The sequence below is a fragment of the Haloterrigena sp. KLK7 genome (genome assembly GCF_037914945.1).
GTDB lineage: Archaea > Halobacteriota > Halobacteria > Halobacteriales > Natrialbaceae > Haloterrigena > Haloterrigena salinisoli.
Window position 1 is genome coordinate 1505610 of record NZ_CP149787.1, and the last position, 22173, is coordinate 1527782.

Consider the following 22173-nt stretch of genomic DNA (forward strand, 5'->3'; position numbering starts at 1 on the left):
CCGAACCGGTTAGCGAGAAGAGTGGGGAAAGTCACGCGTTCACGTGTCGGACCTCGTACCCGTGATCGCGAATCGACCGGACGATCGTCCGCGATTGGCTCGAGCCGCTGGTCTCGATCTGGAAGACGAGGTGGGCCTCGCCCACGTCCAGTTCGGGCGCCGAGCGGTCGTGTCGGACGGTCTGGATGTTGGCGCCGTGGTCGGCGATGAGCCCGGAGACCTCCTCCATCTTCCCCGGTCGGTCGTCGATGCGGACGCGCAACCGGAGCAGTTGCTCGCGGTCGGTCAGCGCGTGGACGAGCACCGTCTGTAACATCGTCATGTCGAGGTTCCCGCCGCTCAACAGGGGCATCACTGTCTCGCCGCGCACGTCGAGTTCGTCGCTGACGATCGCGGCGACCGACGCCGCGCCGGCCCCCTCGACCACCTGTTTTGCCCGCTCGAGCAACAGGAGCACCGCGCGGGCGATCTCGCCGTCGGTAACGGTGACCACCTCGTCGACGTGCTCGTCGATCAGCGAGAGCGTCAGCTCCGAGACGCCGCCGGTCGCGATGCCGTCGGCGATCGTGTCGACCGAGTCGAGCGAGACGGCCGTCCCCTTCCGGAGACTCTCGGCCACGGTCGCCGCGCCGGCCGCCTGCACGCCGACGATGCGCGTCTCCGGCGAGCGCTCGGCGAAGGCCGTCGCGATCCCCGAAACGAGGCCGCCACCGCCGATCGGGACCACGACGGTGTCGACCGACGGGAGGTCGTCGTACATCTCGAGGCCGAGGGTCCCCTGGCCGGCGACGATCGCGGGGTCGTCGTAGGCGTGGACGAACTCCGTCGCGTCGTCGTCGACGAGGCCCTTCGCGTGGGCCATCGCCTCCCGGAAGTCGCTGCCGACGAGTTCGACGTCGGCGCCGTAGCTCCGGGTGGCGTCGACCTTCGCCTGGGGCGCGCCGCGGGGCATGACGATCGTGGAGTCGACGCCCAGTTTCGTCGCCGCGAGCGCGACGCCCTGGGCGTGGTTGCCCGCGCTGGCCGCGACGACCCGCTCCGTGCCGCCGTCGGCGACGGACTGTGCGATCCTGTTGTACGCGCCGCGGGTCTTGAACGAGCCCGTCCACTGGAGGTGCTCCATCTTGAGGTGGACCTCGCCGCCGGTCAGGTCGTCGAGGGACGTGCTCCGCTCGACCGGCGTGCGCTTGACGACCGACTCGTCGTCGAGCCGGTCGCGGGCCGCTTCGATGTCGTCGAACGCGACGGGGGCGAACTCCTGGCTCATCGTTCACCGGATCATCTTCTCGCGGTCGGGATCGAACAGCGGCTCGTCCCGGACCGTCGCGGCGTACCGGTCGTTCTCGTAGCTGATCTCGACGTCGCGGCCGGGTTCGGCGTCGGCCGCCGGCAGGTAGGCGTAGGCGATCCCGGCGTCGATCGTGTAGCCGTAGTCCGCTCGGGAGACGTAGCCGAGCACCTCGTCGCCGCCGGGTTCGAGCACCGGGTGGCCGGCGTCGACGAGCGCGCCGGGCTCGTCGAGCGTGATCGGCGCGAGCTTCCGGTCGATCCCGTTCTCGCGGGCCTCGAGCAGCGTCTCCTTTCCGATAAAGTCCGTCTCGAGGTCGACCGCGAAGCCGATCCCCGCCTCGTAGGGGTTGTACTCCGGCGTGACGTCGCTCCCCCACAGCCGGAACCCCTTCTCCATGCTCGTCGAGTTGAGGGCTTCCCACCCCATCGGGACGATGCCGTACTCCTCGCCGGCGTCCTCGATCAGCTCCCAGAGCCGCGCGCCGTACTCCATCGGCGCGTACAGTTCCCACCCTAACTCGCCGGCGTAGGAGAGCCGGAGCATCGTGACCGGGACGCTCTCGAGGTAGGTCTCCCGAGCGGTGTAGAACGGGAACGCGTCGTTCGAGAGGTCCGCCTCGACGAGCGACGACAGGACCTCGCGGGCCTCGGGGCCGAAGACGCCGATCCCGCACATATCGGAGTCGCGGGTCGTCACCGACACCGAGCCGTCGTCGGGCGCGTGCTCGCGGATCCACCGCGAGTGCAGCGTCGCGGAGTTCCCGCCGCCCGTGAACACCGTGTAGCGATCCTCCGCGAGCCGCGCGACCGTCACGTCCGCGAGGATGCCCCCGTCTTCGTTGCACATCGCCGCGTAGCGGATTCGCCCCGGCGAGACGTCGACGTCGTTCGTCAGGAGTCGCTGGAGGAGGTCGGTCGCACCGTCGCCGGTCACCTCGATCCCGGTGTAGGTGGTCATGTCGACCATCGCGACGCGGTCGCGGACGGCCTGGTGCTCGACGCCCTGCGCCTTCGACCAGTTGCGGTCGAGCCAGTCGGGCCTGGCGGGCACGTCGTACTCCTCGAGCAGGGCCTCGTTGGTCTCGTACCACTGCGGGGTCTCCCAGCCGCCCGAATCGTAGAACTCCGCGCCCAGCTCGTCCTGACGTCCGTAGAACGGACTTCGGCGGAGCCCGCGCTGGCCCTCGGGCTGTTCGCGCGGGTGGATCAGCTGGTAAACCTCCTGGTACTGCTGTGCACCGCGTCCCCGCGTGTACTCCCGCGAGCCCGCGTGGGGCTGGAACCGCGAGATGTGCGCGCCCGTCGCGTCGACGCGCTCGCCGTCGAGGCGGGGGACGCCGTCTTCCATCCAGTGGGCGACGATGCTCCCGGCGCCGCCCGACTGGGTGACCCAGATCGCGAGCGCCCACCAGAGCCCGTCGATCTCCTCGGTCGGGCCGAGGATCGGCATCCCGTCGGGGGTGAAACAGAACATCCCGTTGATCGCGGACTCGAACTCGGCGTCGGCCAGCGAGGGGACGAGTTCGCTGGCCGCGTCGGCGGCCGCCTGGTCGTGGTCCGGATGGGTGTTCTCGTGGAAGTGCTCGTCGGTGAACTCCCGCAGCGACGGGTACTCGAGTCCCAGGTCCTCGAGCTTCTCGGGGCCGTAGATGTCCTCGGGATCGACCAGCAGCGAGTCGTGGTTGTACGAGCCGATACCGTACCCCTCGCCGTGCTGGCGGAAGTACAGCGACCGGTCCTGGTGGCGCAACAGCGGCTGCTCGATCTCGCGGCTCGCCCCCGCCAGCTCCGGGAGTTCGTCCGCGACGAGGTACTGGTGAGCACAGGGGATCAGCGGGATATCGACGTCGACCATGTCCCCGAACAGCGGGCCCCAGATGTTCGTCGCGAGCAACACCTCGTCGGCCGCGATGCGGCCGCGGTCCGTGACGACGGCCCGGATCTCGCCGTCTTCGACCTCGAGGTCCGTCACCGTCGTCTCGCCGTAGAACTCGGCCCCGTCGTCGCGGGCCGCCTCGGCCATCGACGCGGAGGCGTCGACGGCGTGGGCCTTGCCGTCCGTCGGGACGTAGTAGCCGCCGCGAATGACCGATTCGTCGATCTGCGGGATGCGGTCGGCGACCTCGGCCGGCGAGAGGAGTTCTCCGCCCTCGATTCCGTAGGACTGGCCGCGCTCGCGCTTTCGTTTGAGGAACTCCCAGCGGTCCTCGGTGTACGCGACCTCGATGCCCCCGCAGGTCCGGAAGCTCTCGAGGTCCTCGTACAGCTCGCGCGTGTACGACGCCATCCGCGTCATCAGCTTGTTGCCGCCCGTCTGGAACACCAGCCCCGGGGCGTGGGAGGTGGAGCCGCCGGTCTCGAACAGCGGCCCCTGATCGACGACGACGACGTCCTCGCGACCGAGGCGAGTGAGATGGTAGGCGGCGCTACAGCCGACGCAGCCGGCGCCGACGACGACGGTTCCCGCGCTGTCAGGAAGTATGTTCCCTGTGCTCATATATCACGATTGCACCCGGCGATCGAGCATAGCTATCCGGGTGGATAATCTGCGGCGTATAACAACCGGTGGTGTGATCGGGTCCCGACCGACCGCCCTCGAGTCGGCGATCGATCGACGACGTATCGACCCGTTCGAATCGGTATCGCCTCGGACGAGGACCCGATCGCGGACACCACCGATTCGAGCGTCCGAAGCCATCGGTGCCGAGTCGAGGAGGGGACGCGAGCGGCTCAGTCGTCGAACCGATCGAGCCGGAACATGTCGATCGGGTGGTCGGTCTCGCCGTCGACCGCGAGGTCAGCGAGGATCTCGCCGATGACGCTGGCGAACTTGAAGCCGTGGCCCGAGAAGCCAGCGCCCACGGCCACCTGCGGGTGCTCGGGGAGCGTATCGAGGATGAAGTGCTCGTCGGGGGAGTTCGTGAACATGCAGGTCGCGAGCCGCATCGTCGGCCCGGCCGCCCCGGGGAAGTAGTTCTCGGTGACCTCGCGGAGGAGTCGCTCGTCCTCGCGGTCGGGTTCCGTCTCGTAGTCGTCCGGATCGACCTGCTCGTCGCGGTGGTGGTACTTGCCGATCTTGAACCCCGGCACGTCGTAGATCGGTAGCCCGTAGAACCGCCCCTCGGGAACCTTCAGGTTCCAGACCGGGAAGTTCGCGGGTTCGAACGTCGACGGGCGCTCGGGCTGGAACCAGCCGAGCACCTGCCGTTCGGGGACCGCGAGTCCCTCGAGCGCGTCGGCGAACTTGGCGTTCCAGGCGCCGGCGGCGAGCACCATGTTGTCGGCCTCGTAGGTCCCGCGGTCGGTGTCGACGCGGACGCCCTCGTCCGGCGTCGGCTCCCACTCGAGGACCCGCTCGCGGGCGCGTATCTCCGCCCCCGCCGCCTGGGCCGACTCGACGTGACCGACGATGGCCTGTTCGGGGACGACGAATCCGCCGTCGGGCTGATACAGGGCCTTGTACCCCTCCGGCAGGTCGTAGCCGGGGAACCGCTCGGACACCTCCGCGCTCGTGAGCACCTCGTGGGGGATGTCGTGTTCCTCGCAGGATCGCAGCGAGCCCTCGAAGACGACGTTGTCCTCGGGACCGGCGTCGATCGATCCCGTTCGGTGGATCACGTCGCGGCCGGTCTCGTCCGCGAGGTCGTCCCAGAGCTCGTAGGCCCGTTCGATCAGCGGGATGTAGGAGGGATGCTCGTAGTAGGCCCGCCGGATGATCCGCGTGATCCCGTGGGAGGACCCCATCGTGTGGGGCACGTCGTAGCGCTCGAGTCCCAGCACGTCGCGGCCGCGAGCGGCGAGATGAGCGGCCGTCGCACTGCCCATCCCGCCGACGCCGATCACGATAACGTCGTATCGATCTCCTGTCGCGTCCATACCGACGGTCGGTTCGTCGAGCCCCTACTTGATTGTTAGTGCGTCCCATATCGTACCTTTTTGAAGCGTCGGGGACGACTCGAGGCGAATCGCTCGCAGTCGCAGGGGCGATTCGATCAGCGGTCGGTCGACACCGCCCGGAGGCGCGTCACTCCTCGCGGAGCGTCGACTCCACGAGTTTCCCGGTCCCGCGGCGGATACGGCCGCCGACGGCCGTCGGGGAGATGCCGAGACGGTCGGCGAGCTCCTCGAGCGAGGTCTCGCGGGGCTCCTCGAAGTAGCCTTCCTCGTGGGCGCTGACCAGCGCGGCGCGCTGTTCGTCGGTCACCTCCGGAACCGTCTCGCTGGTCCACTCGTCCTGCCGGAACATCCGGCGCAGTTCGAACGAGATGTCCCGCTCCTCACAGCAGTCCCAGAGCTCGGCGAGCGCTTCCCGATCGGGGAGGTGAAGGCGGTTGGTCCAGCCCCGCTCGGTGCTCTCCGCGTTCAACAGCAGTCCGCCGAGTTCGGTCGTCATCGGCGAGATGAGCACGGTGTCCTCGGCGTGCTGGAACCGATAGATCCGCGTCGAGCCGAGATCGTCGACGAGCATCCAGTCCGTCACCGTGTGATCCCGCTCGAGCACGTCCTCGAACGTCTCGTCCGCCCCCTCGACGAGGTAGAAGAACAGCCCGGTCTCCGGATCCGTCGTGGAGTGAGGGACGACCTCGATGGAGACCTCGGGACAGTCGCGGATCGTCGGCGTCAGCGCGAGATCCGGGTGCGCGATGTCGAGGATTGCGATCAGGCTCACGGTTCGTCACATCGACGACTGTCGCGCGGCTCTCCGGTTCCAGAATCGCCTCTCGGGCGGGATTTTTTCGACTGGTTGTTAACGTTATCGCCGAATGTGTTCCCCATATTGGTATCGGGTATGAGACACCGTCACTTAATCGTTACTTCGAACCCGAACGCGGAAGTGAAACCGCGCGTGGTTCATCGCGGGTCCGCCGCGAGCGCACCGCGTTCGATCGGGGAGGTTCGGCCGCCCCCGGCGACGCCGACGGTAGCACCCCCCTGTCCGATGAAAGCCCAGTCGCTTTCCCGACCGCCGTGGTACTCCGCGTATGACAGAATCTCCCCGCGAGCTGACCTTTCCGAACGTCGGTCCCGGGCCGGACCCGCTCTCGCTCGCCGACCTGACGGACCCGGTCGCGCCGGCCGACCCGACGACGACCGAGGACGCCGATCCGGCCCACGACGCGATCCTCCTGTTGCTCCATCGGGACCACCACGCCGGCCAGTGTCGCCGGCAGGTCCGGGCCGTCGCCGACCGCTATGGAGAGTTCCGCGACCGGGGCTGTCAGGTCGTCTCGATCGTCCCCGAACCCCGCGACCGGGTCGCGGAGTGGCAGGAGCGCTACGACCTGCCCTTCCCGATCTGTGCGGACCCGGAGGCGACCGCGGGCGAGGCCTTCGACCAACCCGTTCGGCTCGGGCCGGTCGGTCGCCACTTCGACCTCGTCGGGCGGATGCCCGCCGCCGTCGTCCTCGATATCAGCGACCCCGACGCCCTCGAGGTCGTCGCGACCTACCGCGGCCGGACGAACATGGATCGACCTGAAATCGACGACCTGTTAGCCACGGTCGACCGACGCACCTGACGAATGGACGACTCCGACGAGAGGGGACCGGACGATCCCGGCGAGGCGGTCGGGTACGTCCGCACCGCGACCGACGACGACGCGCTCGAGGTCCGGCGCATCCTCGACGCGGCCATGCTCGAGCCGGGGGACGTCGAGGCCCGGATCGCGGAGGAGAACGTCCTGGTCGCCGGCGACGAGCGCGGCGGAACGAGCGGCGGCACAGACGCCGAACGGGTCCTCGGGACGGTCGTGCTCGAGCCCCTCGAGGCGGGCGGAGACGGCAGCGGGAGTGGAGACGGCGACCGGGGCGCCCACGTCGCGGCGATCGGCGTTCGCCGCCGCCACCGCGGGCGCGGCATCGGCACGGCGCTGATCGATCGGGCGCTCGAGCGGGAGGGGAGACTGACGGCGCGGTTCGACGACGGCGTCCGCCCGTTCTACGAGCGACTCGGCTTCGCGATCGAGCCGATCGACGGGCAGCGACACCGCGGCGTCAAGGCGGATCGCGAGACCGAATCCGACTGACGACCCGTCGCCTGCCAGCGGAGTTTTATCCGGGAGAACGTGGTAGCCACCGCCGCATGGCACTCAAAGGATTACTCAGCGGCAATCCGTCGCGAAACGCCAAACTCTACATCGGCATTGGTCTCATCTCGCTGGTCAAAGCGGTCGCGGTCCGCAACGACCGAAACCGGTTCCGCCGGGAACTGACCGACGCCGCCATGTTCATCGGCGTCGGCCTCGCGTTACGGCAGTACAGCCAGCTCAAGGACGAGAAACGACGGGAAATCGAATCGCAGGTCCCCGACTGGGCGATCGACATCGCGACCTCCAAGGGGGCCCAGCAGGGCGTTCGCAGCCTCGCGAAGCGCCGACTGGGGAGCCAGTCCGAACCGGAGCCGACCCTGAAGGATCGGGCTCAGCGAATGCTCTCGAGTCGCTGATCGGCGGCGACGGCGCCACTTCTTCGGCGGTCGCTCGCGTTCTCACGAGGATATCGGCTCGAGAGACGCCGTGAAGTGGCGGAGCTCGCGGTTTTCGGGTTCGGAGACGATCTCGAGTCCGTCGACCGCCTCGCGCTTCTCGAGGACGGCCGCGGCGGTCTCCGCGACGTGTTCGAAGTGTTCCGCGTGGTACGTGCGCCGCGGGACCGCGAGCCGAACCAGTTCCGGTCGGTCGGTGTCGGGGAACGCGAAGCTCCCGAGTTCGACCCCGCGGACGCCGCCCTCTCGATACAGTTCGCAGACCAGCGCCTGCCCCGGGAACTCGTCGGCCGAGAGATGGGGGAGCGCCGCGCCGGCGTCGAGGTAGACGGCGTGGCCGCCGGGCGGCGTGTAGATCGGCACGCCCGCGTCCTCGAGCAGGGCCGCGAACGCGCGGACCTCGTCGATCCGATCGGTGACGTAGGCCTCCTCGACGGCCTCCCGGAGACCGACGGCCAGCGCCGCGACGTCCCGGCCGGACATCCCGCCGTACGTGGGAAAGCCCTCGTAGAGGATCGCGCGCTGCTTGCACCGCTCGAAGAGGTCCTCGTCGTCCGTCGCGACGAACCCGCCGGCGTTGGCCAGACCGTCCTTCTTCCCGCTCATGACGATTGCGTCGGCGTAGCCGAGTTGCTCGCGGGCGATCTCGTCGATGTCGGCGTCAGAGAACTCGTCCTCGCGGCGCCGGACGAAGCCGGCGTTCTCGGCGAACCGGCAGGCGTCGATTACGAACGTCGCGTCGATCTCGTCCGCGAATTCACGGGCGCGGCGCGTGTTCTCGACGGAAACTGGCTGGCCCGCCGTCGAGTTGTTCGTGATCGTCAAAATGACCAGCGGCACGCGCTCGGCGCCCACCTCGTCGACGACCGACCGGGCGCGCTCGAGCGAGAGGTTCCCCTTGAACGGCTCGTCGGCCTCGAGGTCGTGTGCGCCCTCGGCGGGGCAATCGACCGGCTCGGCGCCCTGGTTCGCGACGTGGGCTCGCGTCGTATCGAAGTGGGTGTTGTTGATCGCGACGTCCCCCTCCTCGAGGAGGGTGCCGTAGAGGACGTTCTCCGCGCCGCGGCCCTGATGGGTCGGGACGACACGCTCGAATCCCATCACGTCCCGGACGGCGGACTCGAGTTCGTCGAAGCTGCGCGAGCCGGCGTAGGACTCGTCGCCACGCATCAGCGCCGCCCACTGGGCGTCGCTCATCGCACCGGTGCCGCTGTCGGTCAGGAGATCGACGAAGACGTCCTCGGCGTCGACATTAAAGAGGTTGTATCCCGCCTCGGCCAGCGCCCGTTCGCGCTGGTCTCGAGAGGGGAGGTGGATCCGTTCTGCTACTTTCGTCTTGTAGGCGACCATGTCCCCTCATGGCCGTCGCGCGTGTTCAGTCTAGTTGAGAGTTCGTGTGCATCGATGAGTCGAACCGTTCGTTCCGGTCCGAATCGGGTCATCGACGGGCGAACGTAGCGGTATCTCGTCGCGACCGAACGTCGATAAGGGTCGGAGGAGACCGACCGGGATCAGGACCCGTCCCCGTTGACCCGGCCGAAGACGTCGGTATCGATCCGCGTCGTCGTCGGGTCGGGACCGACGAGTTCCAGATCGGCCGTCGACTCTTCGGCATCGGTCGGCGCTTCGGCCTCGGTTATCACTCCGGACTCGAGCGGCGCGTCGGCCTCGTCACTAGCGGGCGTCTCGTCTGACCCGAACACGCGCTCGGCGACGGCGTTGAGTTCGGCGGCCGTCGACTCGACGAGCCCCTCGTCCTCGCGGCCGGCGACCGACGGATCGCCGACGAAGGCCGCCTCGAACTCCTCGAATTCCGGCGCGGACTCGCCGTCGCTCGACTCGGCCGTCGCGTCGGTCGTCCCCTCGTCGGGGTCCCGTTCCTCGAGGACGGGCGTCTCGGCGGCCTGCGCCTCGAGGTCGGCGAACAGTTCGGCCGCCGTCGTGTCGTCCACGTCTCTCTCGTCGTCCGGGACCGTGTCGTGGGCGCCGCCGTCGGCGACGAGGTCGTCGGGCGACTCCACGCCGAACGCGTCGAGAACGGCGTCGGGATCGGGGTCGATGTCTTCGAAGGCGTCCGTGCCCGTCTGCTCTGTGCTCATGGCAGCGGCTGCCACGCTGTCCCCCTTCGTTACGACCCCCATTACCGTGCTTTCGGGCCGATAATCGACGACTAAAACACTGTCACGGACTCCGAGATATCGCCGCAAAATCGACCGACGGAACCGGTCCGACCTCGGCTCGAGGGGCTCTCCCCGCTAGAAGAGGTCCTGAGTCAGCTCGAGGGTCTCCTCGCGGTCGTCCCAGTCGACGAACAGCGCGACGCTGGTCGCGCTGGTGATGATGTCGTTCAGGTGGATCCGGGCCTCGTTCAGCGGGTTGACGATCTCGCTGATGATCCCCGGCTGGTTGGGGAGCTCGCCGCCGGTGACGCGGACGACGGCGACCGGCGAGTCGACGGTGACGGAGGAGAGCTCGTCGCGGGCGATGACCTCGCGGTGGAGGATGTTCTCGGCGCGTTCGGCCTCCTCCTCGTCGATGTAGAAGGTGATGGTGTCCATCCCGCTGGCGACGGCGTCGACGTTGATGTCGCTCTCGGCCAGCGCCTCCGAGAGGTGGTTGAAGATGCCCGGCTCGTTCCGGATCGCGCGGCCGGCGACGGTCAGGCAGGCCAGCGGTCGCTCGCGCAGGTCGACGAGGTTCTTGAACTCGCCCTCGATGCTCGTCCCGCCCGAGAGCAGGTCGCCGTGCTGGTAGTGGACGACGCGGACGTCGAGTTCGCCGTCCTTGTAGGACAGCGCGGAGGGCGCGACGACCTCGGCCCCGCGGAACGAGAGGTTCCGCAGCTCGTCGACGGAGATCTCGCCGACGTTCCGGGCTCCCTCGACGACGTGGGGGTCGCCGGTCATGACGCCCTCGACGTCGGTGACGATGACGACCTCGTCGGCGTCCATGTACTTGCCCATCATGACCGCCGTGGTGTCGCTGCCGCCCCGTCCCAGCGTCGTGATCGAGCCGTCCGGTCCCTCGGCGAGGAAGCCGGTGATGACCGGGACCGTCGCGTCCATCTCGCTGGCGACCTCGAGGGCGCGCTCTTTCGTCTCCTCGACGTTGACCTCGCCGTACTCGTCGGTGACGACCGGCCAGTCGTCGCTGCCGGGTTCGAGGAAGGTCGCGTCGATGCCCCGCGCGGAGAGCGCGGCCTTGAGCATCCGGACCGAGGTTCGCTCGCCCATGCTGACGATCTGGGCGCGGTCCTCCTCGTCGGTCTCGAAGGTGATCTCGTCGAGGAGGTCGTCGGTGGTCGATCCCATCGCGCTGGCGACGACGGCGATCTCGTGGCCGTCCTCGACGGCGGCGGCGACCGAATCGGCGGCGCGGTTGATCCGATCCCCGCTGCCGAGGCTCGTCCCGCCGAACTTGGCGACTACGCGCATACTGACACCTCGTCCGCGGCTCGCGTGACGATAACTTCGCTCATATGCCAGACCGTTACCAGAGCGGGCAGATAACTGTGTCCCATCGCCCGCGTTTTTACCGCGAGCGATCGAACGGCCGAATGTCAGTACCGACGAACAGTCCCGGACGGCGCCCCCACCGACGCGGGTCGACGGGGCGCCGTCGCGGCCGGGATTTATATTTGTGGGTGTCATTACCATACGCTGATGAACGTACGGGACGCACTCGAGGCCGACGCGGACGCGCTGGCGTCGATCGCCGACTCGCCGACCGACGTGATGCGGAATCTGGTCCACGACCGGACCGTCCGCGTCGCCGAGGACGGCACGCACGACCCCAACGCCGACGTGTCGGACTCGCAGTTCGACGGTTCCGATCCGGAAGACCTGCTGGGCTTCATCAGTTTCGACGCCCGCGAGGACACCGTTCACGTCACCCAGCTCGACGGCACGGCCGAGGCGTGCAAGCAACTCCTCGGCGAGCCGGTTCGCTTCGCGAAACGCGAATCGATGGCCGTCGAACTCCTGGTCTCGCCCGACTCGGAGGTCATCGAAGACGCCGCCGAGGAACTCGGGTTCGAACGGCGCGGCCGCGGTCCGCGGTTCGACGGCGCGCCGACGACCCGGTTCCGACTCGAGCCCTAAACGCTGGCGCCGCGTCGGCGGGCGCCGTATCGACGGCGGCGTCGCTCGAAACTGATCGGGCGTCTCCCGGTCAGGGAACGACGCTGCCGGCAGCTACGTCCGTGCCGTCCCTCCGCTCAGACGATTCTCCGCGTCACGAAAACGAGGATACCCACGACGAGGAGGGCGACGCCCCAGTAAACGGACGGGTACGGGAGATACGCGAGGGTGAGCGTTACGATTCCGGACGTGATGAGCGACCAGCCGATCGTCGTTCGAATCGCCATACGCACGCTCGAGGGTATCGAGAGTTAGTTAGGGACGGGCTACAGTCGAGTCAGCGTTCGAGTGCGCGAGGGACGAGCGACGTGGCGTCGTCGCGAGTCGCGACGACTACTGGACGTCCGAGCTCGAGGCGCTGTTCAGGAAGTAAACGGCCACGGCACCGAGCACGAGGTCCAGTGCGCCGAGCACCGCCAGCGCGGGGACGAGCGTGTTCCACATGCCGCTGAACGCCGACACCTCGAGGACCGTCATGACGTCCTGGCCGAACATCAGGGCGCGGGCGGCGTCGACGCCGTAGGTGATCGGGTTGAGCGCGGCGATCGTCTGGACCCACTCCGGGAGCGCTTCGATCGGGACGAACGCGCTCGAGAGGAACAGGAGGGGGAACTGCAACACGTTCACGGCGATGATCGTCGACTCCTGGTCGCGGGTGATCAACGCGACGACGTTCGAGATGGCGGTAAACCAGATCGAGAACAGGATGGCGACGAGGACGATCCCGACGGCGCCGAGGAAACCGGTCTGGACGTACTCGCCGGGCGAGGCGCCCGTGTCCAGGTAGAGGAGCAGGTAGCCGAGCGTGAGGATGATCGAGACCTGCGCGACGATCCGGATGATCTCCGACAGGGACTTCCCGAGGAACACCGCGCCGCGGTGCATCGGCGAGACGAGCATCTTCTCGAACATGCCGTTCTCGATGTCGTCGACCTGCCCGATGCCGGAGGTCGTCGCGGCGATCAGCGCCGTCTGGATCGCGATCGCCGGCACCAGGTAGGTGACGTAGCTCACCTCCGCGCCGAGGCTCTGGCTGACGGTACCCGCCGTGATGCCGCCGAACACCTCCGTGAACAGGACGAGGAAGACGATCGGATTCAACAGCGAGGAGGTCATCACGAACGGGTTCCGGACGGTCTTTATCAGCCATCGCTTCAGGACGATCCACGTGTCCCTGGCGAACCCGTTGCCGCTCGTCTTCCGGCCGCCGGCGGGTCCGGTGCCGGTTCCAGCCCCGGGCTCGGTCTCGGGTTCGGCGCTCATCGGCTCACCTCCGCGGACGCCGAGGCGTCGCTCGTCCCGCCCGTCCCACCGGCCGGATCGGTCGCTTCCTCATCGAGTCCCTCGCCGGTGATCGCGAGGAAGACGTCGTCGAGCGTCGGATCGCGGACGTTGAACCCCGTGACGGGAACGTCTGCCTCCTTCAGTGCGACGAGCAGCTCCGGTCCCCGCTGCCGGGCCGCCGTCGACCGGACGCTGAGCCCCTCGTCGGTGACCTCGATCGCCGTCTCGTCGAAGACGTCCGCCTCGAGGGCGACCTCGCGCGCTCGCTCTCTGGTCTCCGCGTCCGAATCGCCGAGTTCGACCTCGAGGACGGCGCCGCCGACCCGGTCCTTGAGTTCGGCGGGCGACCCCGAGGCGACGATCGAGCCGTCGCGAATGACGCCGATCCGATCGCAGAGTTGGTCGGCCTCCTCTAAGTACTGCGTCGTCAGGAAGATCGTCGTCCCCCGATCGTTGATGCGCTCGAAGTAGTCCCAGAGACGGTTGCGGGCCTTCGGGTCGAGGCCGGTGGTCGGCTCGTCCAGGAAGACGATCGGCGGTTCGTGGACCAGCGCCGTGGCCGCGTCGAGGCGCTTTTTCATCCCGCCGGAGAACCCCTTGGCCTGCTTGTCCGCGACGTCGGCCAGATCGACGAGGTCGAGCAGGTCGTCGATCCGCTCGTCGCGGTCGGCGCCCGTGACGCCGTAGGCCTCGCAGGCGAAGCGGATGTTCTCGCGGGCCGTGAGTTCCGGATCGATGCTGGTCTCCTGGGCCATGTAGCCGATCGACTCGCGGACCGACCGCGACTCGGCCTCGACGTCGTACCCGTTGACGGTGACGGTGCCGCCGGTCGGCACGAGCAGCGTCGTCAGGACCTTGATCGTCGTCGTCTTCCCGGCGCCGTTCGCGCCGAGGAAGCCGAAGAACTCGCCCTCCGGAATCTCGAGCACGAGGTCGGTGACGGCCTCCGTCCCGTCCGCGTACGTCAGTTCGACGTGGTGGGCGTCGATTGCGTTCGTCTCGCTCACACGTGATAGAAGGAAGTGACAAGGCATATAGCTTTTTAATGAATATTCATTCACATGGGTGCACCCGATCCCTTCGAGTCCGCGTCCGACGAGACGCGCGCCGAGATGATGCGCGCGACCTACGACGCGCTCCGGAAACACGGCTACTCGGACCTGACGATCCAACGCATCGGCGACGAGTTCCCCAAGAGCAAGTCGCTCATCTACCAGCACTACGACGGGAAGGACGGGCTGCTCGTGGCCTTCCTCGAGTTCCTCCTCGAGCGGTTCGAGGCTGACGTGCCGACCGACGACGAGTTCGCGGACGCCCGCGAGCACGTGCTGACGCTCGTCGACCACGCCCTGGCGGACCCGGACGACGACGAACACGCGGCCTTCCTCGGCGCGATGACCGCGCTCCGCGGACAGGCGCCGTACGACGAGGCCTACCGCGAACAGTTCGCGGACACCGACGCGTTCTTCCGCGAGCACGTCGCCGACATCGTCCGCGACGGGATCGAAGAGGGCGTCTTCCGGGACGTCGATCCGGAGCGAACGGCCGCGTTCGTCGCGGCGACGATCGACGGCGCGCAGTCCCAGTACGTGACGACGGGGAACGACGAACCGATCGAAGCGGCGCGCCGCGAACTCACTGACTACGTCCGGACGCGACTGGTCGCCGACGGCGAAGACGATCGGTAACGGGACCCCGCGCTGTAGCCAGTTTTTATCCGACCGCTCGAGCCCCGAAACCATCCGTAGTAATTATTGCCGCAAGCGATGGCGTCCGTGGTATGGTATCGGAGCACAACATGCCCGACTACGAGCGGGTTCGGGACGGCTTCGCGTGGGAGGACCTCCACGAGGCGGCCGACTGGGACGCGCCCGAGGAACTGAACGTCGCCCACGAGGTCTGTGACCGCCACGCCGAGAACCGAGAGAAAGTGGCGCTCTATCAAGTGAGCGAGGACGGCGAACTGACCACGACGACGTTCTGGGAGCTCGCCGAGGCGACCGACCGGTTCGCGAACGTCCTCGAGGACCTCGGGATCGAGCGGGGCGACCGGGTCTTCTCGTACATGCCACGAGTTCCCGAACACTACGTCGCGCTGGTGGGGACGGTCAAGCGCGGCGCCGTCTTCGGCGGGATCAACGAGCGGTTCGGGCCCGACGGCATCTCGTATCGGCTCTCCGACTGCGACGCGAAGGCGATCGTGACGACCGCCGATAATCGAGAGACCGTCGCCGACGCCCTCGAGGACGCCCCCTCGGTCGAGCACGTCATCGTCGTCAGCGACGACGGGCGGGGACTCCGGCGGGGCGACGTCAGCTACCGGGCCGCGATGGAGACCGCGAGCCGCGAGTACGAACCGGCCGATACCGGCGCCGAGGACGACGCGCTGCTGTACTACACCAGCGGGACGACCGGGCTCGCGAAGGGCGTCCTGCATAAACACCGGTGGGTGTTGGGCGTCGCGGCCACCCAGAAGTACGCCGTCGACCTGCAGGAGGGCGACTGCTACTGGTCGACCGGCGATCTGGGCTGGCTGACCGGGCCGATCAACACGCTCGGCGCGTGGTTCTGGGGCACCGCCCTGTTCACCTACGAGGGCGAGTTCGATCCCGAAGCGTGGGCCGACCTCCTCGACACGTACCCGATCAGCGTCCTGTTCTCGGTGCCGACGGCCTACCGGATGCTCAGAGAACACGAGGACGTCCTCGAGGACGTCTCGCTGGACCTGCGCCACGCTCTCTCGATCGGCGAGCCGCTCTCGGCCGGCGTCGTCGAGTGGGGCGAGGAGACGCTCGGCGTGACGGTCCACGACACCTACGGCCAGACGGAGACGGGCAACATGATCATCAACAACTACCCGACGATGGCGGTCCGTCCGGGCTCGATGGGGAAGCCGCTGCCCGGCATCGAGGCCGCCGTCGTCGACCCCGAAACGGGCGAGGTGCTCGAGCCCGGCGAGACGGGCGAGATCGCCCAGCGCGGGGACTACCCCTGCTTCTTCGCGGAGTACTGGGAGAAGCCCGAGCAGACGGCCGACTGCTTTGTCGACGGACCGGACGGGGAATGGTATCTCTCCGGAGACCTCGCGCACACGGACGAGGACGGCTACTTCTGGTTCGAGGGCCGGGCCGACGACGTCATCCTCTCGTCGGGCTACCGGATCGGCCCCTTCGAGGTCGAGAGCTCGCTGGGCGAACACGAGGCCGTCGCCGAGGCGGCCGTCGTCCCCAAACCCCACCGCGAGCGGGGCAACATCGTGAAGGCCTACATCGTCCCCAGCGAGGGCGCGACGCCCTCCGAAGAGCTGAAGGAAGACATCCGGACCCACGTCAAGGAGGAGCTCTCGGCCCACGAGTACCCCCGCGAGATCGAGTTCCGCGACGAACTGCCGAAGACGGTCACCGGGAAGATCCGCCGGACGGAGCTCCAGGACGAGGTCGAGGCGGACGACTGACCCGACTCTCGGTGACGGCCCGGCCGCCTCGAGAGCGAGGCGCGAGCGAGAACGGGTTCGTCCGCAACGAATCCGACTCGAGGTCGGATTCGGCCACGAGCGGCGACGCATCGATCGACGACCGACGACCGACGCGACGAACAGCGATTCGTACGCGACAGCACACATGAACTTCGAAGACACGCAAGAACGGCAGATGATTCGGCGGACGGCGAGCCAGATCGCCGAGCAGTTCGGACCCGAACACTGGCGCGAGAAGGAGGAGGCCGGCGAGTTCTCGAGCGAGTTCTGGGACGAACTCGGGGAGGCGGGCTTTCACGGCCTGCTGGTCCCCGAGGAGTACGACGGCGCCGGCATGGGAATGGAAGAGATGGGACTCGCGATGGAGACCCTCTGCGCCGAGGGCTGCGGGATGGCCGGCACGTGGTACCTGGTGCTGACCGCCGGCATGGCCGCGGTCGGCCTCCGGGAGTACGGCACCGACGAGCAGAAGGAGCGGTACCTGACCGACATCGCGACGGGAGCGCGCAACGTCTCGATCGGGATCACTGAGCCGGAAGCGGGGACGAACACGCTGAACGTCGCGACTCGAGCCGAGCGGGAGGGAGACGAGTACGTCCTCAACGGCAAGAAGGCGTGGATCACCTTCGCGGATCGGGCCGACGACATGATCCTCGTGACGCGGACGACCCCTCGCGACGAGGTCGAGCGCGGCACCGACGGCATCAGCCTCTTCGTCGTCGACATGGACGACCCGAACATCGACGTCTCGCCGATTCCCAAGCACGCGATCAACTACTCCAACTCCTGCGAGGTCTTCCTCGAGGACGTCCGCGTCCCAGCCGAGAACCTGCTCGGCGACGAGGACGACGGCTGGTGGGTGCTCGTGGACATGCTCAACCCCGAGCGGATCGGCTTCGCCGCTGCGGCGACCGGGATCGGCAAACTCGCGGCAGACGCGGCCATCGAGTACGCCAACGACCGCGAGATCTTCGGCGCGCCGATCGGGACTCACCAGGCCGTCTCGTTCCCCATCACCGAGGCCTACGCGAAGATGGAGACCGCCGCGCTCATGCGCGAGAAGGCGGCGTGGCTCTACGATCAGGGGGAGGACTGCGGGTACGAGACGAACGTCGCGAAGGCGACGGCCGTCGAGGCCGGCATCGAGGCCGTCGAGCACGCGATGCAGGCCTTCGGCGGCTGGGGCTACGCCAAAGAGTACGACGTCGAGCGCTGGTGGCGCGAGGTCAACCTCACGCGACTCGCGCCCGTCTCCCAGCAGATGGCGTACAACCACATCGCTCGCCAGCTCGGCTTCCCGAGGTCGTACTGAACATGCCGACGACGATCACGCTGACGCCGACCGCACTCGAGACGCCACCGCCGGTCCGGTTCCCCACTGACGCCACCCGCATTCACGTGCTACCAATCGGCACAGCCGATATGAACGCCCCCCTCGTAGGAGCCACCTGACGGAGCACGCATGGAACTCAGAGTCAACACCGCCGCGACGGACCAGGAGGCACAGGCGATCGCGAAGGCGCTGGCATCCCACTTCGGGGAGGAGGTGGAACTCTACCCGAAGCGGGGCGACGACCTCCTCGCGACGGCCGCGCCGGAGGAGAGCGAGACCCCGACTGACGCGAGCGAGGCCGCTGCGGAGGCGATCGACGCCGCGGCCGCCGGCGGCTCCAAAAATGCCGCGTCGTCCGGCGACGATCTCGGGCCGACCGATCGCGAAGCGACGCTTCGGGAGGAGATCGACGACATCCTCGAGGGCGGCCCCGAGAAGTACCGCGAGCGGCTCACCGAGCAGGGGAAGCTGTTCGTCCGGGACCGACTGGACCTCTGGTTCGGGGAGGACGGTCTCGCCTTCGAGGACGGCAAGTTCGCGAACTTCGACTCGTGGCACCCCAGCGGACAGGAGGGCGAGGCGGAGTCGGGAGACCGACTGCCGGCGGACGGGCTGATCACCGGCGCCGCGGAGTTCGAGGGACGGGACGTCCACTTCATGGCCAACGACTTCACCGTTAAGGCGGGGTCGATGGCCGAGAAGGGCGTCGAGAAGTTCCTCCGGATGCAACAGCGCGCGCTGAAGACCGGCCGGCCCGTCCTCTACCTGATGGACTCCTCGGGCGGGCGAATCGACCAGCAGACCGGCTTCTTCGCCAACCGAGAGGGTATCGGGAAGTACTACTACAACCACTCGATGCTCTCCGGGCGCGTGCCCCAGATCTGCGTGCTCTACGGACCCTGCATCGCTGGTGCGGCCTACACCCCCGTCTTCGCGGACTTCACGGTCATGGTCCGCGATATGTCGGCGATGGCCATCGCCTCCCCGCGGATGGTCGAGATGGTCACCGGCGAGGAGATCGATCTCGACGAACTGGGCGGGCCGGACGTCCACGCTCGCCACTCGGGCAGCGCCGATTTGATCGCCGAGGACGAGGAGCACGCCCGCGAACTCGTCGCGCAGCTGATCGGCTACCTGCCCGACAACGCCGACGAGAACCCGCCCCGGACGGACGGCCGGGAGCCGAAACGGGCGCCCGCGGGGATCGACTCCGTCGTGCCGCAGGCGCCCAACCGCGGCTACGACATGTTCGACGTCATCGAGCGGATCGTCGACGCGGATTCGACCCTCGAGCTCCGCCCCGAGTACGGATCGGAGATCATCACCGCCTTCGCCCGCATCGACGGCCGACCCGTCGGCATCGTCGCCAACCAGCCGAAACAGCGGGCCGGAGCCATCTTCCCCGACGCGGCCGAGAAGGCCGCGCAGTTCATCTGGACCTGCGACGCCTACGACGTGCCGCTGCTGTACCTCTGCGATACTCCCGGCTTCATGGCCGGCTCGGGGGTCGAGAAGGAGGGCATCTTAGAGCAGGGCAAGCGGATGATCTACGCGACGTCCTCGGCGACTGTACCCAAGCAGTCCGTGGTCGTCCGGAAGGCCTACGGTGCGGGGATCTACGCGATGTCGGGACCCGCCTACGACCCCGAGAGCGTGCTCGGACTGCCCAGCGGAGAGATCGCCATCATGGGCCCCGAGGCGGCGATCAACGCCGTCTACGCGAACAAGCTGGCCGCGATCGACGACCCCGAAGAGCGCGCAGCGAAGGAGCAGGAGCTCCGCGAGGAGTACCGCGAGGACATCGACGTCCACCGGATGGCCAGCGAGGTCGTCATCGACGAGATCGTGCCGCCCAGCGAGCTCCGGGACGAACTCGAGGCCCGCTTCTCGTTCTACGAGACCGTCGAGAAGGACCTGCCGGACAAGAAACACGGAACGATCCTCTGAGGTGCGCGCTCGAGTCGAAACGATCCCCCACCACACCGACCCCACTGAAACGAATTCCACCGAACCCATGACAGGTCTGTACTACGAGGAGTTCGAGGTCGGCCAGACCATCGAACACGAGCGACGGCGCACGATATCGGAGAGCGACAACCAGCGCTTCTGCGACATGACGATGAACCAGCAGCCGCTGCACTTGGACGCGGACTTCGCCGAAGACACCGACTTCGGCGAGCGGCTGGTCAACGGGCTCTACACGATGAGCCTCGCGGTCGGCATCACGATTCCCGAGACGACCGACGGGACCATCGTCGCCAACCTCTCCTACGATAACGTCGAGCACCCCGAGCCGGTGTTCCACGGCGATACGATCCGGGTGCAGTCAACGGTCACGGACAAACGCGAGACCAGCGACGGCGAGCGCGGCGTCGTCACCATGCACGTCGAGGTGTTCACGGTGAACGACGGTCCCGCGAGCGAAGCGAGTGGGACCTCGTCGGACGAGTCCGACGGTGCCGACGAACCGCTGGTCTGTGAGTTCGATCGCACGGTGCTCTCGCTGAAACGCGAGCACGCCGCGGAGTGACGGCAGACGGCGATTCGACCGCCCGCTCCGGCTCCGATCCATCCGCTCCGGCTCCGATCCATCCGCTCCGACTCCGATCCATCCGCTCCGACTCCGACTGACGAACCGGCGTGCGGTGGCGCGCGCTGTCGAGGGTCTGAGCGAAAGCGAGGACCCGCGACGAAACCGTGCGAGGGATGAGCGAACGAGTTTGCGAGTGAGCGAATCGGCTGGGGAGGGCGTGGCGACCCCCAGCCGCCACGATGAGCAGCGTACCTGTTCTGTCTCGGCTCCGTCGAATCCGCTAGTCCCGTTCGAACGTGACTGAACGGTGTGCTCGAGGGAAATGCGGACGAACCCGAGAACTGTGCTGCTGACCCTGGCAACGGGGAGTTGCCACATCCTCCCCAGCCGATTCGCTCCCTGCGTCTGCTCACGGCGCTTCGCGCCGTTCGCATGGTATGCGGGACCTTCGGTCCCGCACTATTCGCTCATCCCTCGCGCGGCTTCGAGACGCGGATCGTCAGTGACTCACCGCATCTCAGCGCGCGCCATCGGACGCTGTTCTTGGTTGTCCGCGATGTGTTTCGCACTGATATACATCGCTGATAGGAGGATCAGTCCGAAGAATCCACGACAGCGTCGTCCTCGAGCCCCAAATACTCGAGCGCGGTCCGGTAGAAGATATCTCGTGCGGCCTCCCGCGGAAGGTCCCGACCGAGCAACTGTGCCCGCTCCTCGCGGTACGGATACGGAATATTCGGGAAATCGGAGCCGTACATGATCGACTCCGAACACTCGACGAGCGCCGCGTCCGAAATCGACGACGGATCGAACCCCATCGTTTCCGGTGCGGACGTCGACATCGCGAAGGTCGTATCCAGATAGGCCCCCTCGTACTCGCGGGCGAACGCGAGGAATCGATCGGTCTCGTAGGTCCCCATGTGGGCACAGCAGACCCGTAGCTCCGGATACGACTCGAGCAGTTCCTCGAAGACGTCCGCGCCGACGTAGGGGCTCCCCTCGTACAGCGGCGCCGTCCCGCCGTGGTAGGTGATCGGCCGGTCGTAGTCGGCGGCGACCTCGAGCGCGGGCGCGAGCCGCGAGTCCGCGGGCTGACACTCCTGGACGGGACAGTGGATCTTCAGGCCGCGGGCGCCGGCCTCGAAGGCGTCGCGGACGACGGCCGCAGGGTCATCGTCGTCGGGGTGGACCGTCGCGAACGGAATCAGGAAGTCGGAGGCGTCGGCCTGCTCGAGGAGCCACTCGTTCAGGTCGGTCGCGAGGCCCGGCTCGTGAGCGTACGGGAGGGCGACGTAGGCCTCGACGCCGGCCGACCGGAGGACGTCCTCGACGTCGGCTCGAGCCGTCGGCGTCGAGAACTCCCAGTCGGTTTCGGCGCTGAGCGTTCGCTGAATGGCGGCCGCCAGCCGGTCGGGAAACAGGTGCGTGTGGGCGTCGATGGCCGGCCGAAAGGCGGTCGAGCGGTCGTCGGCGTCCGTCGATCGATCGGAAGCTGGCATCTGAATCAGTGAGAGTCGAGGCTCGAGGACGGCTACCACAGGAACGGTGATAGGCGTACCGCCGGCGGCGGATGGCCCGTCGGTTCGCGGTCGTGGGGTCGTCGCTCGAGAGTTGTTCGAGAGTGGCTCGAGAGCC

The 22173-nt window shown here is 67.7% G+C and carries 20 protein-coding genes; 9 read left to right on the plus strand and 11 right to left on the minus strand.

The features are described 5' to 3' along the window. Positions 1–31 precede the first annotated feature (31 nt). The 4 genes from ilvA to WD430_RS07425 all read right to left on the minus strand — a co-directional run bounded on the left by ilvA (position 32) and on the right by WD430_RS07425 (position 5959). On the minus strand, positions 32–1267 hold the full coding sequence (gene ilvA, locus WD430_RS07410) for a threonine ammonia-lyase (RefSeq protein ID WP_339105380.1): 1236 nt from the start codon (positions 1265–1267) through the stop codon (positions 32–34). A gap of 3 nt (positions 1268–1270) precedes the next feature. Then, positions 1271–3787: an FAD-dependent oxidoreductase gene (locus WD430_RS07415; protein ID WP_339105381.1), complete on the minus strand. Its 2517-nt coding sequence runs from the start codon at positions 3785–3787 to the stop codon at positions 1271–1273. Positions 3788–4020: 233 nt separating this feature from the next. Beyond that, a complete protein-coding gene (solA, locus tag WD430_RS07420; RefSeq protein ID WP_339105382.1) occupies positions 4021–5166 on the minus strand; it encodes an N-methyl-L-tryptophan oxidase in 1146 nt (381 codons plus the stop codon). Between the two features lie 148 nt (positions 5167–5314). After that, the gene (locus WD430_RS07425) at positions 5315–5959 is read right to left on the minus strand and encodes a helix-turn-helix domain-containing protein (RefSeq protein WP_339105383.1); all 645 of its coding nucleotides are present in this window, start codon (positions 5957–5959) and stop codon (positions 5315–5317) included. A gap of 313 nt (positions 5960–6272) precedes the next feature. On the opposite strand from WD430_RS07425, the gene WD430_RS07430 reads away from it, so the two are divergent. From WD430_RS07430 to WD430_RS07440, 3 genes are read left to right on the plus strand one after another with little or no spacing between them, the layout of a single operon-like run. After that, positions 6273–6809 (plus strand): redoxin domain-containing protein, encoded by a 537-nt coding sequence (locus WD430_RS07430; protein ID WP_339105384.1) that lies wholly within the window; start codon positions 6273–6275, stop codon positions 6807–6809. 3 nt (positions 6810–6812) lie between these two features. Then, a complete protein-coding gene (locus WD430_RS07435; RefSeq protein WP_339105385.1) occupies positions 6813–7316 on the plus strand; it encodes a GNAT family N-acetyltransferase in 504 nt (167 codons plus the stop codon). Positions 7317–7372: 56 nt separating this feature from the next. Beyond that, positions 7373–7735, plus strand: coding sequence for a hypothetical protein (locus tag WD430_RS07440; protein WP_339105386.1), 363 nt, complete (start codon positions 7373–7375; stop codon positions 7733–7735). Between the two features lie 42 nt (positions 7736–7777). On the opposite strand, the gene WD430_RS07445 is transcribed toward WD430_RS07440, so the two are convergent. From WD430_RS07445 to WD430_RS07455, 3 genes are all read right to left on the minus strand, one after another. After that, on the minus strand, positions 7778–9124 hold the full coding sequence (locus WD430_RS07445) for a tryptophanase (protein ID WP_339105387.1): 1347 nt from the start codon (positions 9122–9124) through the stop codon (positions 7778–7780). A gap of 161 nt (positions 9125–9285) precedes the next feature. Next, positions 9286–9915 (minus strand): sugar ABC transporter substrate-binding protein, encoded by a 630-nt coding sequence (locus tag WD430_RS07450; protein ID WP_339105388.1) that lies wholly within the window; start codon positions 9913–9915, stop codon positions 9286–9288. Positions 9916–10029: 114 nt separating this feature from the next. Then, positions 10030–11208, minus strand: coding sequence for an aspartate kinase (locus tag WD430_RS07455; RefSeq protein ID WP_339105389.1), 1179 nt, complete (start codon positions 11206–11208; stop codon positions 10030–10032). 228 nt (positions 11209–11436) lie between these two features. On the opposite strand from WD430_RS07455, the gene WD430_RS07460 reads away from it, so the two are divergent. After that, a complete protein-coding gene (locus WD430_RS07460; protein ID WP_339105390.1) occupies positions 11437–11874 on the plus strand; it encodes a hypothetical protein in 438 nt (145 codons plus the stop codon). Between the two features lie 116 nt (positions 11875–11990). On the opposite strand, the gene WD430_RS07465 is transcribed toward WD430_RS07460, so the two are convergent. From WD430_RS07465 to WD430_RS07475, 3 genes are all read right to left on the minus strand, one after another. Continuing rightward, the gene (locus WD430_RS07465) at positions 11991–12140 is read right to left on the minus strand and encodes a hypothetical protein (protein ID WP_339105391.1); all 150 of its coding nucleotides are present in this window, start codon (positions 12138–12140) and stop codon (positions 11991–11993) included. Positions 12141–12246: 106 nt separating this feature from the next. Further along, entirely contained in the window at positions 12247–13176 is a 930-nt protein-coding gene (locus tag WD430_RS07470; protein ID WP_339105392.1) for an ABC transporter permease, read from the minus strand. After that, positions 13173–14231, minus strand: coding sequence for an ATP-binding cassette domain-containing protein (locus tag WD430_RS07475; protein ID WP_407067140.1), 1059 nt, complete (start codon positions 14229–14231; stop codon positions 13173–13175). The genes WD430_RS07470 and WD430_RS07475 overlap by 4 nt, the downstream gene beginning before the upstream one ends. 27 nt (positions 14232–14258) lie before the next feature. On the opposite strand from WD430_RS07475, the gene WD430_RS07480 reads away from it, so the two are divergent. The 5 genes from WD430_RS07480 (at position 14259) to WD430_RS07500 (ending at position 20535) form a co-directional block, all read left to right on the plus strand. Next, entirely contained in the window at positions 14259–14885 is a 627-nt protein-coding gene (locus WD430_RS07480) for a TetR family transcriptional regulator C-terminal domain-containing protein (protein WP_339105394.1), read from the plus strand. Positions 14886–14977: 92 nt separating this feature from the next. Further along, positions 14978–16651, plus strand: coding sequence for an AMP-binding protein (locus WD430_RS07485; RefSeq protein ID WP_339105395.1), 1674 nt, complete (start codon positions 14978–14980; stop codon positions 16649–16651). Between the two features lie 166 nt (positions 16652–16817). Further along, positions 16818–17984: an acyl-CoA dehydrogenase family protein gene (locus WD430_RS07490; protein WP_339105396.1), complete on the plus strand. Its 1167-nt coding sequence runs from the start codon at positions 16818–16820 to the stop codon at positions 17982–17984. 150 nt (positions 17985–18134) lie between these two features. Further along, entirely contained in the window at positions 18135–19952 is a 1818-nt protein-coding gene (locus WD430_RS07495; RefSeq protein WP_339105397.1) for an acyl-CoA carboxylase subunit beta, read from the plus strand. Positions 19953–20019: 67 nt separating this feature from the next. Further along, a complete protein-coding gene (locus WD430_RS07500; protein WP_339105398.1) occupies positions 20020–20535 on the plus strand; it encodes a MaoC family dehydratase in 516 nt (171 codons plus the stop codon). A 596-nt stretch (positions 20536–21131) separates the two neighbouring features. On the opposite strand, the gene WD430_RS07505 is transcribed toward WD430_RS07500, so the two are convergent. After that, entirely contained in the window at positions 21132–22037 is a 906-nt protein-coding gene (locus tag WD430_RS07505) for an amidohydrolase family protein (protein WP_339105399.1), read from the minus strand. Between the last annotated feature and the right edge of the window lie 136 nt (positions 22038–22173).

Coding starts and splice junctions, on each gene's coding strand:
- WD430_RS07440 (WP_339105386.1), top strand. CDS start 7,373: ATGGCACTCAAAGGATTACTCAGCGGCAATCCGTCGCGAAACGCCAAA.
- WD430_RS07475 (WP_407067140.1), bottom strand. CDS start 14,231: ATGCCTTGTCACTTCCTTCTATCACGTGTGAGCGAGACGAACGCAATC.
- solA (WP_339105382.1), bottom strand. CDS start 5,166: ATGGACGCGACAGGAGATCGATACGACGTTATCGTGATCGGCGTCGGC.
- WD430_RS07465 (WP_339105391.1), bottom strand. CDS start 12,140: ATGGCGATTCGAACGACGATCGGCTGGTCGCTCATCACGTCCGGAATC.
- WD430_RS07450 (WP_339105388.1), bottom strand. CDS start 9,915: ATGGGGGTCGTAACGAAGGGGGACAGCGTGGCAGCCGCTGCCATGAGC.
- WD430_RS07495 (WP_339105397.1), top strand. CDS start 18,135: ATGGAACTCAGAGTCAACACCGCCGCGACGGACCAGGAGGCACAGGCG.
- WD430_RS07470 (WP_339105392.1), bottom strand. CDS start 13,176: ATGAGCGCCGAACCCGAGACCGAGCCCGGGGCTGGAACCGGCACCGGA.
- WD430_RS07415 (WP_339105381.1), bottom strand. CDS start 3,787: ATGAGCACAGGGAACATACTTCCTGACAGCGCGGGAACCGTCGTCGTC.
- WD430_RS07490 (WP_339105396.1), top strand. CDS start 16,818: ATGAACTTCGAAGACACGCAAGAACGGCAGATGATTCGGCGGACGGCG.
- WD430_RS07435 (WP_339105385.1), top strand. CDS start 6,813: ATGGACGACTCCGACGAGAGGGGACCGGACGATCCCGGCGAGGCGGTC.
- WD430_RS07505 (WP_339105399.1), bottom strand. CDS start 22,037: ATGCCAGCTTCCGATCGATCGACGGACGCCGACGACCGCTCGACCGCC.
- WD430_RS07500 (WP_339105398.1), top strand. CDS start 20,020: ATGACAGGTCTGTACTACGAGGAGTTCGAGGTCGGCCAGACCATCGAA.
- WD430_RS07445 (WP_339105387.1), bottom strand. CDS start 9,124: ATGGTCGCCTACAAGACGAAAGTAGCAGAACGGATCCACCTCCCCTCT.
- WD430_RS07480 (WP_339105394.1), top strand. CDS start 14,259: ATGGGTGCACCCGATCCCTTCGAGTCCGCGTCCGACGAGACGCGCGCC.
- WD430_RS07430 (WP_339105384.1), top strand. CDS start 6,273: ATGACAGAATCTCCCCGCGAGCTGACCTTTCCGAACGTCGGTCCCGGG.
- WD430_RS07485 (WP_339105395.1), top strand. CDS start 14,978: ATGGTATCGGAGCACAACATGCCCGACTACGAGCGGGTTCGGGACGGC.
- ilvA (WP_339105380.1), bottom strand. CDS start 1,267: ATGAGCCAGGAGTTCGCCCCCGTCGCGTTCGACGACATCGAAGCGGCC.
- WD430_RS07455 (WP_339105389.1), bottom strand. CDS start 11,208: ATGCGCGTAGTCGCCAAGTTCGGCGGGACGAGCCTCGGCAGCGGGGAT.
- WD430_RS07460 (WP_339105390.1), top strand. CDS start 11,437: ATGAACGTACGGGACGCACTCGAGGCCGACGCGGACGCGCTGGCGTCG.